The 14,305-nt window shown below is 73.6% G+C and carries 14 protein-coding genes and 1 pseudogene; 7 read left to right on the forward strand and 8 right to left on the reverse strand.

What is annotated here, in order from left to right; genetic code table 11:
* The first annotated feature begins 174 nt into the window (after positions 1 to 174).
* Both ACVNF4_RS21900 and ACVNF4_RS21905 read left to right on the forward strand, forming a co-directional pair.
* Entirely contained in the window at positions 175 to 699 is a 525-nt protein-coding gene (locus ACVNF4_RS21900) for a hypothetical protein (protein WP_461804562.1), read from the forward strand.
* A 14-nt stretch (positions 700 to 713) separates the two neighbouring features.
* Complete coding sequence (locus ACVNF4_RS21905) at positions 714 to 1,034, forward strand: DUF6191 domain-containing protein (protein ID WP_461804563.1); 321 nt, start codon at positions 714 to 716, stop codon at positions 1,032 to 1,034.
* Here the strand turns inward: ACVNF4_RS21905 and ACVNF4_RS21910 are convergent.
* From ACVNF4_RS21910 to ACVNF4_RS21925, 4 genes are all read right to left on the reverse strand, one after another.
* On the reverse strand, positions 1,031 to 1,474 hold the full coding sequence (locus ACVNF4_RS21910; RefSeq protein WP_461804564.1) for an RpiB/LacA/LacB family sugar-phosphate isomerase: 444 nt from the start codon (positions 1,472 to 1,474) through the stop codon (positions 1,031 to 1,033). The genes ACVNF4_RS21905 and ACVNF4_RS21910 overlap by 4 nt on opposite strands.
* A gap of 38 nt (positions 1,475 to 1,512) precedes the next feature.
* Complete coding sequence (locus ACVNF4_RS21915) at positions 1,513 to 4,389, reverse strand: SpoIIE family protein phosphatase (protein ID WP_461804565.1); 2,877 nt, start codon at positions 4,387 to 4,389, stop codon at positions 1,513 to 1,515.
* A 142-nt stretch (positions 4,390 to 4,531) separates the two neighbouring features.
* Positions 4,532 to 5,704: a winged helix DNA-binding domain-containing protein gene (locus ACVNF4_RS21920; RefSeq protein ID WP_461804566.1), complete on the reverse strand. Its 1,173-nt coding sequence runs from the start codon at positions 5,702 to 5,704 to the stop codon at positions 4,532 to 4,534.
* A gap of 135 nt (positions 5,705 to 5,839) precedes the next feature.
* Entirely contained in the window at positions 5,840 to 7,123 is a 1,284-nt protein-coding gene (locus ACVNF4_RS21925; RefSeq protein ID WP_461804567.1) for a hypothetical protein, read from the reverse strand.
* 221 nt (positions 7,124 to 7,344) lie between these two features.
* On the opposite strand from ACVNF4_RS21925, the gene ACVNF4_RS21930 reads away from it, so the two are divergent.
* Positions 7,345 to 8,190, forward strand: a complete 846-nt coding sequence (locus ACVNF4_RS21930; RefSeq protein WP_461804568.1) for an SDR family NAD(P)-dependent oxidoreductase — start codon at positions 7,345 to 7,347, stop codon at positions 8,188 to 8,190.
* Here ACVNF4_RS21930 and ACVNF4_RS21935 read toward each other — a convergent pair.
* On the reverse strand, positions 8,170 to 8,823 hold the full coding sequence (locus tag ACVNF4_RS21935) for a TetR/AcrR family transcriptional regulator (RefSeq protein ID WP_461804569.1): 654 nt from the start codon (positions 8,821 to 8,823) through the stop codon (positions 8,170 to 8,172). The genes ACVNF4_RS21930 and ACVNF4_RS21935 overlap by 21 nt on opposite strands.
* A 58-nt stretch (positions 8,824 to 8,881) precedes the next feature.
* Between ACVNF4_RS21935 and ACVNF4_RS21940 the strand changes: the two genes are divergently transcribed.
* Together ACVNF4_RS21940 and ACVNF4_RS21945 are read left to right on the forward strand one after the other, a co-directional pair.
* Positions 8,882 to 10,282 carry an aldehyde dehydrogenase family protein gene (locus ACVNF4_RS21940; RefSeq protein WP_461804570.1) on the forward strand — a complete coding sequence of 467 codons (1,401 nt, stop codon included), beginning with the start codon at positions 8,882 to 8,884 and terminating at the stop codon, positions 10,280 to 10,282.
* An 87-nt stretch (positions 10,283 to 10,369) separates the two neighbouring features.
* A complete protein-coding gene (locus ACVNF4_RS21945; protein WP_461804571.1) occupies positions 10,370 to 10,786 on the forward strand; it encodes a VOC family protein in 417 nt (138 codons plus the stop codon).
* Here the strand turns inward: ACVNF4_RS21945 and ACVNF4_RS21950 are convergent.
* From ACVNF4_RS21950 to ACVNF4_RS21960, 3 genes are all read right to left on the reverse strand, one after another.
* The gene (locus tag ACVNF4_RS21950) at positions 10,783 to 11,244 is read right to left on the reverse strand and encodes a VOC family protein (protein ID WP_461804572.1); all 462 of its coding nucleotides are present in this window, start codon (positions 11,242 to 11,244) and stop codon (positions 10,783 to 10,785) included. The genes ACVNF4_RS21945 and ACVNF4_RS21950 overlap by 4 nt on opposite strands.
* A 103-nt stretch (positions 11,245 to 11,347) precedes the next feature.
* Positions 11,348 to 13,192 carry a transketolase gene (locus ACVNF4_RS21955; RefSeq protein ID WP_461804573.1) on the reverse strand — a complete coding sequence of 615 codons (1,845 nt, stop codon included), beginning with the start codon at positions 13,190 to 13,192 and terminating at the stop codon, positions 11,348 to 11,350.
* Positions 13,193 to 13,202: 10 nt separating this feature from the next.
* Positions 13,203 to 13,427, reverse strand: coding sequence for a DUF6458 family protein (locus ACVNF4_RS21960; protein ID WP_461804574.1), 225 nt, complete (start codon positions 13,425 to 13,427; stop codon positions 13,203 to 13,205).
* A gap of 88 nt (positions 13,428 to 13,515) precedes the next feature.
* Here ACVNF4_RS21960 and ACVNF4_RS21965 point away from each other — a divergent pair, with 88 nt between their 5' ends.
* Entirely contained in the window at positions 13,516 to 14,052 is a 537-nt protein-coding gene (locus tag ACVNF4_RS21965; RefSeq protein WP_461804575.1) for a type 1 glutamine amidotransferase domain-containing protein, read from the forward strand.
* 50 nt (positions 14,053 to 14,102) lie between these two features.
* A pseudogene (locus tag ACVNF4_RS21970) lies at positions 14,103 to 14,305 on the forward strand (phage holin family protein); the annotation flags it as partial.

Raw genomic sequence — 14,305 nt, forward strand, 5'->3', positions numbered from 1 at the left:
CGCTCGGCCCGCCGCGCCGCCCGGCGACCCCTGAGCCCCGCCTCGCCCCAACCGCCCCTTGCCCCACGGCCCTTCACGCTCCTGGGCGCGCTCCCGAGAGACCTGTATTCCGTCTGCCCGGTCTGAGTAGGAACACTCATGCCGGGGTCCACGCGGCCGGTCTACGGTGCTCGTGTGACTGACGTCAGGGTGCGGGTGCTGGAAGGCCCGCTGCGTACGGAGTGGTTCTGCGGGGTGACCGCGCTGAGCTGGGTCGCCATGGCCGTGGCGGGGGCGACGGGCCTGTTCGGGGCGAGCCCTGCGGGGCCCGTGGTCCTGGGGTGCCTGGGGCTGCCGGTGCTGCTGCACCTCGCGCTGCGCGGGCGGTTCGCGGTGCGGTTCGACGACACCGGGGTGACGGTGCTGCGCCCGTGGTCGCGGCGGCGGCTGGCCTGGGACGAGGTGACCGGCGTGGGGTTCGAGCGGCTGCGGCTCGCGGAGGACGACGTCGAGCGGTGGGCGGTGTCCGTGGTCGCCGGGGAGCGGTCGCTGCCGCTGGTCACCGTCGAGGGCGCGGTCGACGAGGACCAGCCGTCGCGGGATCTCCTGGAACACCACGGGCGCCTGTTCGCGCCGCTGGCCCGGCGGGGTCTCCGGCCTGCGGAGGCTGCGGAACGCCTGTATTTCGACCGTGCGGTGGGCTCGTTGTCAGTGGGCTGATCCATACTGGCGGCATGGAATTCGTCGTCTTCATGACGCTGCCGGGGCTGGTCGTCCTGCTGACGGCCGTCGCGTTCACGGACCAGCTCCTGTTACGCGCCGGCCGGGCGGGTCTCCTGCCCTGGCGCAACTCCGCCCGCCAGGGCCAGATCTCGGCGACGGGCTTCGAACAGCTCCACGCCGCCCTGTCCGCGGGCAAGCAGAACGAACTGAAGGAACGCCAGTCGTCGCTGGTCCTGCGGGACGACGAGGAGGACGGCGCTCCCCCGCACCGCACGACGGTCGACCTGGACGGCGGGCGGGCGGTCGTCCGAATACCCGGCACGCGCCCCTAACCGAGGCTCAGGCCGTCGACATGCTCCACGTTCCGCCGGTCCTCGTCGTCCGTGCCGGCCTCGGCGGCGAACCAGGCGTCGAGGATCTCCTTGAGGACGGGCCCGGAGGTCAGGCGCAGCCCCAGCGCGAGGACGTTCGCGTCGTTCCAGCGGCGGGCCCCGTCGGCGGTGTAGGCGTCGGTGCACAGGGCAGCGCGCACGCCGGGGACCTTGTTGGCGGCGATGGACGCGCCGGTCCCGGTCCAGCAGCAGACGACGGCCTGGTCGGCCCGGCCCTCGGCGACGTCCCGCGCGGCGGCCTCGGAGCAGAAGGCCCACCCCGGGTCGTCCCCCTCGCGCAGCGCTCCGTGCGTGAGCACCTGGTGGCCCCGTTGGCGCAGGTCGGCGACGAGGGTGCGGGCGACGGGTTCGTCCATGTCGGAGGAGACGGCGATTCGCATGCGGCCAGCCTACTGAGCACCGTCGGCCGCGCAGGCGGCTACCAGTCGTCCCCGAACGGCAGCTTGTCCAGGTCGCCGTCGAAATCGGCGAACCCGGGGAGCGTATCCGGTGCGGTGAGCGGCTGTTCGGTCCAGATGCACTTGCCGGTGGCGGTGTAGCGGGTTCCCCAGCGCCGGGTGAGCGCGGTGACGAGCTGGAGTCCCCGGCCGCCCTCGTCGGTGTCGGTGGCCCGGCGGATGCGGGGCATAGTGAGGCTGCCGTCGAAGACCTCGCACACGAGGTGGGTGTCGTGCAGGAGGCGCAGCCGTGAGCGGCCCCGGGCGTGCCGGACGACGTTGCCGACGAGTTCGCTGACGAGGAGTTCGGTGGTCGGGATGAGGTCGTCGAGGTGCCAGGCGGCGAGTTGTTCGCGGACGTGGCCCCGGGCCTGCCCCGCGGCCTTCGGGTCGTCGGGGAGCCACCAGGAGGCCATCTTCGCGGCGGGCAGGGAGTGCAGCCGGGCGACGAGGAGCGCGGCGTCGTCGGCGGCCTGCTGGTCGGCGGGCAGGAGCCGGGAGGTCAGCCGGTCGCAGAGGGACTCCAGGTCGGCGGCGGTGCCGTCGCGCTGCGCGGTGCGCAGGAGGCGGCCCAGATCGGCCATGCCCTGGTCGATCTCGCGGGTCGCGGACTCGACGAGGCCGTCGGTGTAGAGGACGAGCAGGCTGCCGTCGGGGACGGCGAGTTCGACGGTCTCGAAGGGCGGTTTCGCGGCGCCGAGCGGCGGGTCGACGGCGGTGTCGGGGAAGTGGACGGTGCCGTCGGGGTGGACCAGCGCCGGTGGCGGGTGCCCGGCGCGGACGACGGAACAGGTCTGGGTGGTGGAGTCGTACAGGGCGTACAGGCAGGTGACGTAGGAGCGTTCGCCCATGGCGCTCACGATGTCGTTGAGGTGGCCCATGATCTCGTCGGGCGGGAGTTCCAGGGCGGCGAGGGTGTGCACGGCGGTGCGCAGCCGTCCCATGGTGACGGCCTCGGGCAGGCCGTGCCCCATGACGTCGCCGACGACGAGGGCGACCTGGCCGCCGGAGAGCAGGATGACGTCGTACCAGTCGCCGCCGACGTCCATGCCCTGGCCGGCGGGGAGGTAGCGGGCGGCGGAGGTGCAGGCGGGCAGGGCGGGCAGGGCGTCCGGCAGGAGGCTGCGCTGGAGTTCGCGGGACCGGGTGTGCTCGGCGTCGTAGAGGCGGGCGCGGTCCAGGGCCTGGGCGACGAGGGCGCTGATGGTGGCCAGCAGGGTGCGTTCCTCGTCGGTGAGGCGGCGCGGGCGGTCGAAGGCGACGACGCAGATGCCGAAGGTCGTGCCGGACGCGGTGAGCGGCAGGAACGCCCAGGCCTGTTTCCCGGCGCGCTCGGGCATGCCCACCGCCTGGGGGGAGCGTTCGACGAGTTCACCGGCGGAGGAGAGGAACAGCGGGGTGCCGTGGGTGACGGCGTCCCAGGAGGGGTTGCGCGGAGCGCGGCGGCAGCCGTCGACCTCGGCGAGGAACGCGTCGGGGTAGCCGACGGCGCCGACGTTGCGCAGCCGGTCGTCCTCGATGACCTGGACGAGGAGTCCGGTGGCGGCGAACGGCGGGAGCACCCGGCGCGCGACGGCGTCGACGACGTCCTGGGAGGTGGTCGCCTTGGCGAGGGCGGCCGTCAGTTCGGCGATCCTGGCGGCCCGCCGGGAGGCGGCGCGCTCCCCGGCACGGCGTTCGTCGGCGAGCCTGCGCTTCTCGGTGACGTCGGTGAAGTACAGCGTGCGGCCGTCGGGGCCGGGTACCAGGCGCAGGTGGTAGCGGCGGCACGTGTCGCTCGGCTGGACGTCGAACTCGGTGGGTCTCTCCTCGGCGGCGGCCTTGCGGCAGCGCTGTTCGAGGCCGGTGAGGTGCCGGACGGCGGGGACGTCCCACAGGGTGCGGCCGAAGAGTTCCTCCTCGGTGAGGCCGAGGGTGCGTTCGGCCTCGACGTTGGCGAAGGTGATCCGCCAGTCGTCGTCGACGGAGAGGAAGCCGTCGCTCATGTGGCGCAGGGCGCGGCCGAGGGCGTCGCGGCCGGGGCGGGAGTCGTCGCTGTGCCAGCCCATGCCGGTCAGCCGGTCCGGCTCGCCGTTCGCGTGGTAGGTGGCCTTGCCGCGGGTGCGGGTCCAGTCCCAGCCGCCGTCGAGCCGGCGGACCCGGTACTCGGCCTCGAACACGTCGTGGTCGCGCACCGCGCGTTCGGCGAGGGCGAGGGTGGGGGCGAGGTCGTCGGGGTGGACGACGCGGATCCAGCTGTCGATGTGCCCGGTGAAGTCGGCGGGGCGGGTGCCGTACAGCTCCATGGCCGCCTCGTCCCAGACGAGGACGCCGGTGCCGAGGTCCCAGTCCCAGGAGCCGACGCGGGCCTCCTTGACGGCCTCCCGCAGCCGGACGTGGTGTTCGCCGCGCGGGCGGGGGGTGAGCGGCGGGGCCTGTCCCATGCGTTCCTCGGCCCAGGCGGCCAGGGCGCGCAGGTACGACCACTGTGCGGGCGTCGGCTGCCCGGAGTCGCCGGTGACGAGGGTGAGGGCGCCGATGCTGTGCTCGCCCCGGTAGAGCGGCAGGGCGGCGAGGCCGGTGCCGGGCCAGGCGGCGTCCTTGTCGCCGGGGAGGGGGTCCCAGAGGCCGCTGCCGCGGTGCAGGGCGCGGGCGGGGGCGAGCGGGCCGTTCTGGTCGATCAGCTCCCAGGCGCGGGTGAGGGCGGTCGGCAGTCCGGTCGAAGAGACCAGGCGCAGCGGGGACTTGAGGCCGCGCAGGTGGATCGTGCCACCGAGGGCGCCCAGCTCGGCGACGGCGTGCTGAAGGGTCAGACGGAAGACTTCGCTCTCCGGGATGCCGGGACCTACCGTGCCGAGCAAAGCCAACCGCGCGTTCATGCTGGGAACCTTATCGTTCACGTCTCGGACGAAAGCGTGCTTCGCAGAATTCTCACCGGTCACGGGGGTCTTGCGCCATGCGGAGGGCAACCCCGTTTCGTGCGCGGCGACTTCGGGCGGTGCTGTTTCGGGCGGTGCTGTTTCAGGCGGTGCCGTCGTACAGGCGTCGTTCGAGCGGGATGCCGAAGCTCGGGCGGGTGCGGACGTCGCCGTAGAAGGCGGCGAGGCGTTCGGTCTCCGCCTTGAGGGCGCTCGCGCTGACGTTCTTCTCGTAGAGGTGGGTGGCGATCTCGCCGTCGGCGCGCTGGGCCCAGGCGCCGACGATCCGGCCGTCCCACCAGATCGTCGGCCCGATGTTGCCGTTGGTGTCGAACAGGTCGGCGGTGCGGTCGGGCCGGAGGTACCAGTCGCGGTGGCGCCAGCCCATCGAGGTGGGGTCGAGGGCGGGCAGCAGGGCCACGCCGGGCTCGACGGGCGCGGGCGCCTCCAGGTCGGCGGGCAGGGCGTGGCCGTCGCCGTGGTCGAGGGTGACGGCGACGGCGCCGGTCTCCGCGAGGGCCTTGCGGGTGTCGGTGAGGTTCCAGCCCGTCCACCACTTGACGTCCTCGGTGGTCGCCGGTCCGAACACTTCCAGGTACCGGGTGACGAGCGCCGCGCGGGCCTGCGCGGCGGGCAGCTCCGGGTGCGGTTCGACGGGCCGCCACCGGAACTGCGAGGACGCCCAACTCCCCAGCGGGCGCCCGCGCCTGATCCTGCTCTCGGCCGCCATGACGCCGAGGAACCGGTTCGCGATCTTCGGCCTCGCCTCGTACTTCTTGCCGGGCGACTGGACGATGCGCTCACTCAACTCCGGGACGGCGGCGGAGAGCTGAGCGGCCGTCGCCTCACCGAGTCCGGCGAGCGCGCTCTCGACCAGGCGTTCGACGGCCGTGAACTTGTCCTCGTCCCAGTCGAGTTGCTCGGCGAGGACCTTGAGGAGGTCACGGCGCAGGCGGGCCGCGACCGGGCGGGCGGCTGCCGCGTCGATCACCGGGGCGAGGTCGCGGGGCACCACGAACACCGTGCGCCGCATGCACAACATCCGCACCAGCGTGCCGTCTTCGTACTGCGCCCGCTCCAACCGCGCCACGGACGGCTCGTGCTGACGGGCTGCCACCGACAGGTAGACGCTCGCCGGGTCCGTGGCGTGTAGCGCCAGCACCGACTCGGCGGCCTCCTCGGGGGTGGCCGCGCGCAGAGCCGGGGTGAGGCGGTGACGGGTGGTCAGGAGGGCGCGGCGGTGGGTGTCGGTGAGTCTGGGGAGGGGGGTGGTCATGGCGCCGGAGGATACCGGGAGGGCGGGGTGCGTGACGCCTCGGCCACGGGGGCACGCGCAGCTCGGCGCGCGCGGATCGCCCGGCTGGAGTCGGGGGAGAGGCGGACGTCGTCGGCGATCACTCACTCCTCCCCCTCACATCCCCCGCACCCGCTCCAGCACCCCCTTCGCCGCCCGGTTGCGGCCGTGGGGGCGCAGGCGGGACAGGAGGGTGTGGAGGTGGGTGTCGAGGCGGGGGCTGGTGACGGTGGGGTGGAGGTCGAGGAACGCGTGGGCGGTGGCGCAGGCGCGGTCGAGGTGGCCCGCGTCCAGGTGGGTCGACGCCAGGTCGGCCAGGGTGATGGCGGTGGAGCGGCGTTCGTCCGGGGGCCGGTTCCTGAGCGACGTCTCCAGTGCGCGGACGGTCGCCCGGTGGTCGCCTCGCGCACGGTGGACGTACGCCTGTTGCAGCGCGAGGGCGCCGGGGTGGAACGCGCCGACCGGCAACTCCCCGGCGTCACCGGCCCGTTCGAGGCACCGCTGGGCCCTCTCCAGCGTCGCCAGGCACCCCGGGTCACCGTCCCCCGCCTGCACGACCGCCAACTGTCCGACGAAGAAGGCGTGTTGCCGTGAGGGCGCGTACCGCACCCCGATCCGTACCGCCTCCTCCGCCAGCTCCCGCGCCTGCCCGGTGTACCCCAACTGGTGGGCCTGCACGCTGAGTCCGCGCAGTGCGACCGCCCGCCCGGCCCGGTCCCCCGCCTCCTCCGCCAGCCGGGCGGCGGCCCCGTACATCCGCTGGGCGAGGGCGTGCCGTCCGCCGTCGTAGGCCACGAACCCGCACAGGTACGCCAACTGCGCCGCCACCTCGAACAGTTCACGCCGCACCCCGGGCGTGGCGACGCCGCGCAGCCAGGGCAGCACCACCGCCCCCAGGAACCGTCCGAGCGGCTCCCGCACGCTCCCGGACCCGAAGGCGTCGTCGCTGCGGGAGAACAGTTCGAGGAGCTGCCGCGCCGACTCGACGTGGGCCATGCCGACACGGCCCTCGTCAGCCCCGTACGCGGCGGCGGTTGAACCCCCTTGAGCGAGATCCCCCGGCACGTACACGTCCCACCGCCCGACCCTCCGCAGCGCCCCGTCGAGAAGCTCCACCCCTCCGAGCAGCTCCGTCCGCACCCCCTCCTGCGCGAGCCCGGTCTCGGCGGCCCGCACCCGTCTGCCGAGCCGGTCCGACAGCGCCTGGGCCGCCAACTCCGGTGCGGGGGGCCGGGGTCGGGTGCCGGAGAGCCAGTGGGCGACGGACGTGCGGTCGTAGGTCAGGGCGAACCCCTGTGCGCCGCCCAGGGAGTTGACCTCGCGGGCGAGGCGCGCGCCGGACCAGCCGGCCTCGTCGAGAAGCGCGCGCAGGACGCGGTTCGGTGTACGGAGTCGTCGCACGGTCACCCCCGGCGGACGTTCAACGTCCGCTCGTGTTCAACACACCGGTCAGCGGTACGGGCGCCGCGCGGGGCCGGCGTCGTACAGGCTCAGGATGTGTCCGCGCGGGCGGTCGTCCGCAGTGTGCAGACGGCGCACACGGTCGCTCTCCGGCGCCGCCCGAGCGCCCCCGCTCCCCCGCCTCTCCCGAGAGGACCCCCATGATCCGAGAGGACTCCCCCATGACCTCCTCCCTCGACCTCTTCCGTCTCGAAGGCGCCCGCGCGCTCGTCACCGGCGCCTCACGGGGCATAGGCAAGGCGGTCGCCGTCGCGCTCGCCGACGCGGGGTGCGAGCTGGCGGTGACCGCCCGGACGACGGACGCGCTGGACGACACCGTCCGCGCGGTGGAGGAGCGGGGCCGCAAGGCGACGGCGCTGGCCGGTGATCTGGAGACGCCGGGTGTCGCGGCGGAGCTGGTGGAGCGGGCGGCCCAGGCGCTCGGGGGCCTCGACGTCGTCGTCCACAACGCGGGCGTGACCCCGGCGGACGATGCCGGCGGGATGCTGCTCGTGCAGTTGCAGGACCTGCCCGAGCCCGCGTGGGACCGGGTGATCGCGGTGAACCTCGACGCGACGGCGGCGCTGTGCCGGACGGCTCACCCCTACCTCGTCGAGTCGGACCGGGCCAGCCTGGTGCTGATGTCCTCCACGGCCGCGATCCTCGGCGCCCCGCTCCTGGACTCGTACGCGGCGACGAAGGCGGCCCAGGTGTCGCTGGCGCGGAGCCTCGCGGTGGGCTGGGCGCGGCAGGGCATCCGGGTGAACGCGGTCTGCCCGGGGTGGACGCTGACGGACATGACGACGTTCGCGAGCGGGACGGACGCGCTGTCCCAGTGGCTGATGGGGCACGTTCCGCTGGGCCGGTGGGCGACGGTGGAGGAGATCACCGGCTCGGTCCTGTTCCTGGCCTCCCCCGCCTCCTCGTACGTCACGGGCCACGCGCTGGTCGTGGACGGCGGGGTGTCGGTCCCGGACGGCGGTCTGGGAGGCCACCCGAAGCCGCCGTCACCCCTCGCCGCCTCCTGAGGCACCCAGCGCCCTCAGCAGGAACGGCAGCATCCGTTCGGCGACCCCCTCCGCGTCCCGCGCCTCGGTCGGCCGCGCGGTGAGCAGCAGGCGGCTGACCATCGGGCCGGTGACGAAGTCCGCGACCAGGTCGGCGTCCCGGACGGGGGCGATCTCGCCCCGCTCGACGGCGCGGCGGACGATCTCCTCGACGCGCTCCCGCACGGGTGTCGTGAACGCGGCGGTGACGGCCTCGGCGAGGGCGGCGTTGTGGGCGGCCTCGCCGATGAGGGCGCGCAGGAGGCGGCCGTTCTCGCCGGTCAGGCCGGCGGCCTTGTCGCGCAGGAGGGCACGGAGGTCGCCCTCCAGGGTGCCGGTGTCGGGGCGCCGCTCCAGGTCCTTCGCGAAGTCGGCGGCAGCGGCGAGGACCAACTCCTCCTTGGAGGACCAGCGGCGGTACAGGGTCGCGGTGGAGACGCCGGCGCGGGCGGCGACGGCGGCGGTGGTCAGCGCGCCGTACCCGCTCTCGGCGAGGACCGCGAGGGTCGCCTCGATGAGCGCGCGGTCGCGGGCGGCGTCGCGGGGGCGGCCTCGGCGGGCCGGTGCCGGGTCGGTGTCGGTGTCGGTGTCGGTGTCGGGGAGGGGTGCGGTCACGAAACGAGAATACATATATGCGAAACGAAACAATTTCGTTTTGTATATCCTGGGGCGCATGTCCCTCGACACCATGACCACACCCGCGGCCGGCGCCGCAGCCACCGTCTCCCGGCTGCACGCCACGTTCGCGACCGGCCGCACCCGCCCCGCCGCCTGGCGCAGGCAGCAACTCCGTGCGCTGCGCGGCCTGCTGATCGACCGTCAGAGCGAACTGTCCGACGCGCTGCACACCGACCTCGGCAAGAGCCCACTGGAGTCGTACCTCACCGAACTCGGCTTCGTCGTCAACGAGATCGACCACACGCTGCGTCATCTGAACCGCTGGATGCGCCCGCGTCGCGTCGGCGTCCCGCTCTCGCTGGCGCCCGCCCGCGCGCGGACCGTGCGGGAGCCGCTCGGCACGGTGCTGATCGTCAGCCCGTGGAACTACCCCCTCCAACTGGCGCTCGGCCCGCTCGTCGGCGCGCTCGCGGCGGGCAACTGCGCGGTCGTCAAGCCCAGCGAGCTGGCCCCGGCGACGTCGGCGGCGCTCGCGCACTGGCTGCCGAAGGTGCTGGACCCGCAGGCGGTGGCGGTCGTCGAGGGCGGGGTGCCGGAGACGACGGCGCTGCTGGAGCAGCGGTTCGACCACATCTTCTACACCGGAGGCGGCGCGGTCGGGCGGATCGTCATGACCGCCGCCGCCCGTCATCTCACGCCGGTCACACTGGAGTTGGGCGGGAAGTCCCCCGCGATCGTCGAGCCCGGCACCGACCTCGCGACCGCCGCGCGGCGGATCGCCTGGGGGAAGTTCATGAACGCCGGACAGACCTGCGTCGCCCCCGACTACGTCCTCGCGGTCGGGGAGGCGGCGGACGGGATCGAGGGTCATCTCGCGGCGGCCGTCCGGGAGATGTACGGGCAGCGGCCCGCCGAGAGCGCGGACTACGGGCGGATCGTGAACGAGCGGCAGTTCGACCGGCTCACCGGGCTCCTCGGGGACGGGCGGACGGTCGTCGGCGGGGAACACGACAAGGAGTCGCTGTTCATCGCGCCGACCGTCCTCGCCGACGTCTCCCCCGAGTCGGCCGTCATGCGGGAGGAGATCTTCGGTCCCGTCCTGCCGATCGTCCGGGTGCCCGATCTCGACGCGGCGATCTCCTTCGTCACCGGCCGGGACAAGCCGCTCGCGCTGTACGCGTTCGTCGGCTCCTCCCGCTCCAAGAAGCGCATCGAGGCCGAGACGTCGTCCGGCGCGCTGGCCTTCGGCGTCCCCAACGCCCATCTCACCGTCCCCGGGCTGCCGTTCGGCGGGGTCGGCGAGAGCGGTGTGGGGCGCTATCACGGCGCCCACTCCATCGACACCTTCAGCCACCACAAGGCCGTCCTCGACAAGCCCCTCCTGCTCGACCCCCTGCGGGTGGCGTACCCGCCGTTCACGCAGGTCAAGGAGCGGATCCTGCGGCGCCTGGTGTGACGTCGGCGGGGACCGGCACCCTGGTCGCCGGGCCGTTGTCAGTGGGGCGCGTTACGGTGCGAGGAACCGCACTTCTTGGAGGCTCGCATGGCTTCTCGGCTCAACCCGTACCTGTCGTTCACCGGTGAGGCGCGTCAGGCGCTGGAGTTCTACGAGCGGGTCTTCGGCGGCACGCTCACGCTGAACACGTACGGCTCCTTCGGCCAGGAGGCCGGTACCGACTTCACCGACAAGATCATGCACGGCATGCTGGAGACGCCCGCCGGCTTCACCCTGATGGCCGCCGACTCCCCGCCCGGCATGCCCCAGTCCGCCGGACACCGCGACTCCATCAGCCTCAGCGGGGACGACGACGCCGACCTCCGCGGCTGGTGGGAGCAGCTCTCCGACGGCGGCTCGGTCGCGGTCCCCCTGGACAAGCAGATGTGGGGCGACGTCTTCGGGATGTGCACCGACCGGTTCGGGGTGCCGTGGATGGTCAACATCACGGCGTCCGAAAGCTAGTCGAGGCAGAACTCGTTGCCCTCGGGGTCGGCCATGACCACCCAGCCCCCGCTCATCGGAGGCTGGGCGGGGAAGCGCTGGACGACGGTCGCGCCGAGGGCGACGAGTCGGGCGGCCTCGGTCTCCAGGGCGGCCAGGCGGGCGTCCCCCTCCAGACCGGGGGCCGCGCGGACGTCGAGGTGGACGCGGTTCTTCGCGGCCTTGCCCTCGGGGACGCGCTGGAAGAAGACGCGGGGGCCGTGTCCGTCCGGGTCCTCGATGGCCGCCTTCGACTCCCGCTCCTCCTCCGGTACGCCGACCTTCGCGAGGAACTCGTGCCACGCCTCCCAGGCGTCGGCTCCCTCGGGGAGTTCGACGCCGGGCGGCGCCGGGACGACGTACCCGAGGGCCTCGGCCCAGAACGCGGCGAGGGAGCGGGGTTCACGGGCGTCGAAGGTGATCTGGAGGTGGCGGCTCAAGGGAGGCTCCTTCAGGTGTACGGGTCTCGTCGACCGGCTCTGCGTCCACTCTGACCCCGATCTAGGACAGAACCCGTCCTACATCACCACGAGCCGCACGCTTTCACGACACCACCGCCCGCCCCACCAGCAGCACCACCGCCCCCGCGATGGCCTCCGCGTCGATCCCGGCCCCCCGCATCTGCTCCTCCGGCGTGGCCGACCCCGGCATCCCCCGCACCGCGAGCCGCACGAGCCTCGGCTGCGGGCGCCCGTCGGCGAAGGCGGCGGCGACCGCGTCACCGAGCCCGCCCTCGGGCCGATGGTCCTCGACGGTCAGCAGACACCCGGTGTCGGCGGCAGCCGCCCTGAGCGCCACCTCGTCCACGGGCTTCACGGAGTACAGGTCGATCACCCGCACCGCGATCCCCGCCGCGTCCAGCAGCTCCGCCGCCTTCAGCGCCTCGTGGACGGTCGCGCCCGCGCCGATCACCGTCACCCGGTCCTCGGGCCCCGACCGCAGCGTCTTCGACCCGCCGACGGGAAATTCCTCGTCCGGCCCGTACAGCACCGGCATCGGCGAGCGGCAGGTCCGCAGGTACCCGATGCCGGGCAGGGAGGCCATCTCCCGCACCAGGTAGGCCGTCTGGGGCGCGTCGCAGGGGTGCAGGACCGTCGACCCGTGCACGGCACGCATCATCGCCAGGTCCTCCAGGCCCATCTGCGAGGGCCCGTCCTGCCCGATGGAGACCCCCGCGTGCGACCCGCACAGCTGGATCGCGAGCCCCCCGACAGCGGCCATCCGGACGAAGTCGTGCGCCCGTGTGAGGAACGCGGCGAACGTCGCCGCGAACGGCGTGTACCCGCGCGCCCGCATCCCCACCGCCGCGGCGACGAGCTGCTGTTCGGCGATGTAGCACTCGAAGTACCGCTCGGGGTGCGCCTTCTCGAACGCCTCCGCCTTGGTGGAGTCACCGACCTCCCCGTCCAGCACGACGACGTCGTCCCGGTCGGAGCCGAGCGCGGCGAGCGCGTCCCCGAAGGCGGCCCGGGTGGCGACCTGGTCGCCCACCTCGTAGCGCGGCCATGACACCGGGGAGGGTGCGGACCGCCCGACGCCCCGGCCACCCGTGGGCAGCGCCACCCCGACCCGTGCGGACCGCACCCCGCCGAGTTCCTCGATCGCCCGCTCGGCGTCGGGCAGCGGCTTCCCGTGGAACCCCTCCCGGTCCTCGACCTCGGCGACCCCCTTGCCCTTGAGGGTGCGGGCCAGCACGGCGGTGGGCCGGCCCTCGGTCGCGGCGGCCTCGCGGTACGCGGCGTCGACGGCGGCGACGTCATGGCCGTCCACGGTGACGGTGTGCCAGCCGAAGGCGGCCAGCCGGGTCGCGTACGCGCCGAGGTCCCAGCCGTGCCGGGTCGGGCCGCGCTGGCCGAGGCGGTTGACGTCGACGATCAGGGTCAGGTTCGCGAGATGTTCGTGCCCGGCGTGCTCGACGGCCTCCCACACCGAGCCCTCGGCCAGCTCGCTGTCCCCGCACAGCACCCACACGCGGTAGGGCGGTTGCTCCAGCCGCCGGCCGGCGAGGGCCATGCCGACGCCGACGGGCAGCCCTTGGCCGAGGGAGCCGGTGGCGATGTCCACCCACGGCAGCCGGGGCGTCGGGTGCCCCTCCAGCCGGCTGCCCGCGCGGCGGAAGGTGAGCAGTTCCGTCTCGTCCACGGCCCCGGCCGCCCGGTACATCGCGTACAGCAGGGGGGAGGCGTGGCCCTTGGAGAGGATCAGGCGGTCGTTGCCGGGGTGGTCGGGGTGCGCGAAGTCGTAGCGCAGATGGTGGGCGAGCAGAACGGCGCCGAGGTCCGCCGCCGACATGGACGAGGTCGGGTGACCCGAGCCCGCCGCCTGCGCGGCGCGTACCGCGTCCACCCTCAACTGCTGTCCCAGTTCGGCCAGTTCGTCGTACCGCATGGATCGGTCCTCACTCGTACGGGCGGGTGTCGCGGTCGTCCGCGTAGGGGGTCGCCGGGGGGACGATCAGCCTCCTGCGGCGCGCGATGCTCGCGAAGGTGAACGTGCCGATCACGCCGACGACCATGAGAATCACCCCGATCAGGTCGAGGTTCGTCCCGTCCACGTGCCAGTCCGTGGCGAACGTGAGGATCGCTCCGACGGCGATCAGGGCAAGGCATCCTCCCAGTCCCATGAGTCCTGCTCCTTTCCGCCCGGCGCACATCGCCGGACGTGCCCCGGGTACCCGCGCGACGGCCGACGACACCGAGGAGTGAACCGACGTGAACATCGCTTTCCTGGCCGCCCCCGAAGGCACCGAGCAGATCGAGCTGACCGAGCCGTGGCGGGCGGCCTTGTCCGCCGGGGACCGGCCGTCCCTCCTGTCCACCCGGCCGGGCACCGTGCAGGCGTTCCGCCATCTCGACCGGGGCGACGTGTTCCCGGTGGACGGCACGGTCTTCGAGGCCGACCCCGGGGAGTTCGGGGCGCTCGTCCTGCCCGGCGGAGTGGCCAACCCCGACGCGCTGCGCGTCGACCGGGCCGCCGTCTCGTTCGTCCGCGCGTTCTTCGACGCGGGCAAGCCGGTCGCCGCGATCTGCCACGCGCCGTGGCTGCTGATCGAGGCGGACGTCGTGGCCGGGCGGGTCCTGACGTCCTGGCCGAGCCTGCGCACCGACATCCGCAACGCGGGCGGCACCTGGGCCGACGTCCCCGTCCAGGTCTGCGACCACGGCCCGAACCTGCTGGTGACGAGCCGCAGGCCGGACGACCTGCCGGAGTTCACGCACGCTGTGACGGAGGTGTTCGCGAAGACCTGAGCGCGAGCGCCCCCGCGTTACGGCCCCCGGCCGAGGGGTACCCGGCGCGCATGACACACATCGACCGTCTCGAACATCTCGACAAGCACCTGGTGGAGGAGTTGGCGGAGGTCGCCAGGGAGACGATCCGGGAGGAGCTGCGGGAGCAGACCCGCAGGCAGCGGCGCCGGGCGGCGCTGTACGCCGCGTCCGGGGCGGTGGCCCTGTACGCGGGCGCCGCCCTGGCGACGGCCCTGGGTCTCGCCCTCGCCAC

It is taken from the genome of Streptomyces sp. S6, from assembly GCF_054880855.1.

Bases quoted from the DNA above. Each gene is read 5' to 3' on its own strand.
- ACVNF4_RS21905 (WP_461804563.1), top strand. From the start codon at position 714: ATGGAATTCGTCGTCTTCATGACGCTGCCGGGGCTGGTCGTCCTGCTG.
- ACVNF4_RS21910 (WP_461804564.1), bottom strand. From the start codon at position 1,474: ATGCGAATCGCCGTCTCCTCCGACATGGACGAACCCGTCGCCCGCACC.
- ACVNF4_RS21915 (WP_461804565.1), bottom strand. From the start codon at position 4,389: ATGAACGCGCGGTTGGCTTTGCTCGGCACGGTAGGTCCCGGCATCCCG.
- ACVNF4_RS21920 (WP_461804566.1), bottom strand. From the start codon at position 5,704: ATGACCACCCCCCTCCCCAGACTCACCGACACCCACCGCCGCGCCCTC.
- ACVNF4_RS21930 (WP_461804568.1), top strand. From the start codon at position 7,345: ATGACCTCCTCCCTCGACCTCTTCCGTCTCGAAGGCGCCCGCGCGCTC.
- ACVNF4_RS21940 (WP_461804570.1), top strand. From the start codon at position 8,882: ATGTCCCTCGACACCATGACCACACCCGCGGCCGGCGCCGCAGCCACC.
- ACVNF4_RS21945 (WP_461804571.1), top strand. From the start codon at position 10,370: ATGGCTTCTCGGCTCAACCCGTACCTGTCGTTCACCGGTGAGGCGCGT.
- ACVNF4_RS21955 (WP_461804573.1), bottom strand. From the start codon at position 13,192: ATGCGGTACGACGAACTGGCCGAACTGGGACAGCAGTTGAGGGTGGAC.
- ACVNF4_RS21960 (WP_461804574.1), bottom strand. From the start codon at position 13,427: ATGGGACTGGGAGGATGCCTTGCCCTGATCGCCGTCGGAGCGATCCTC.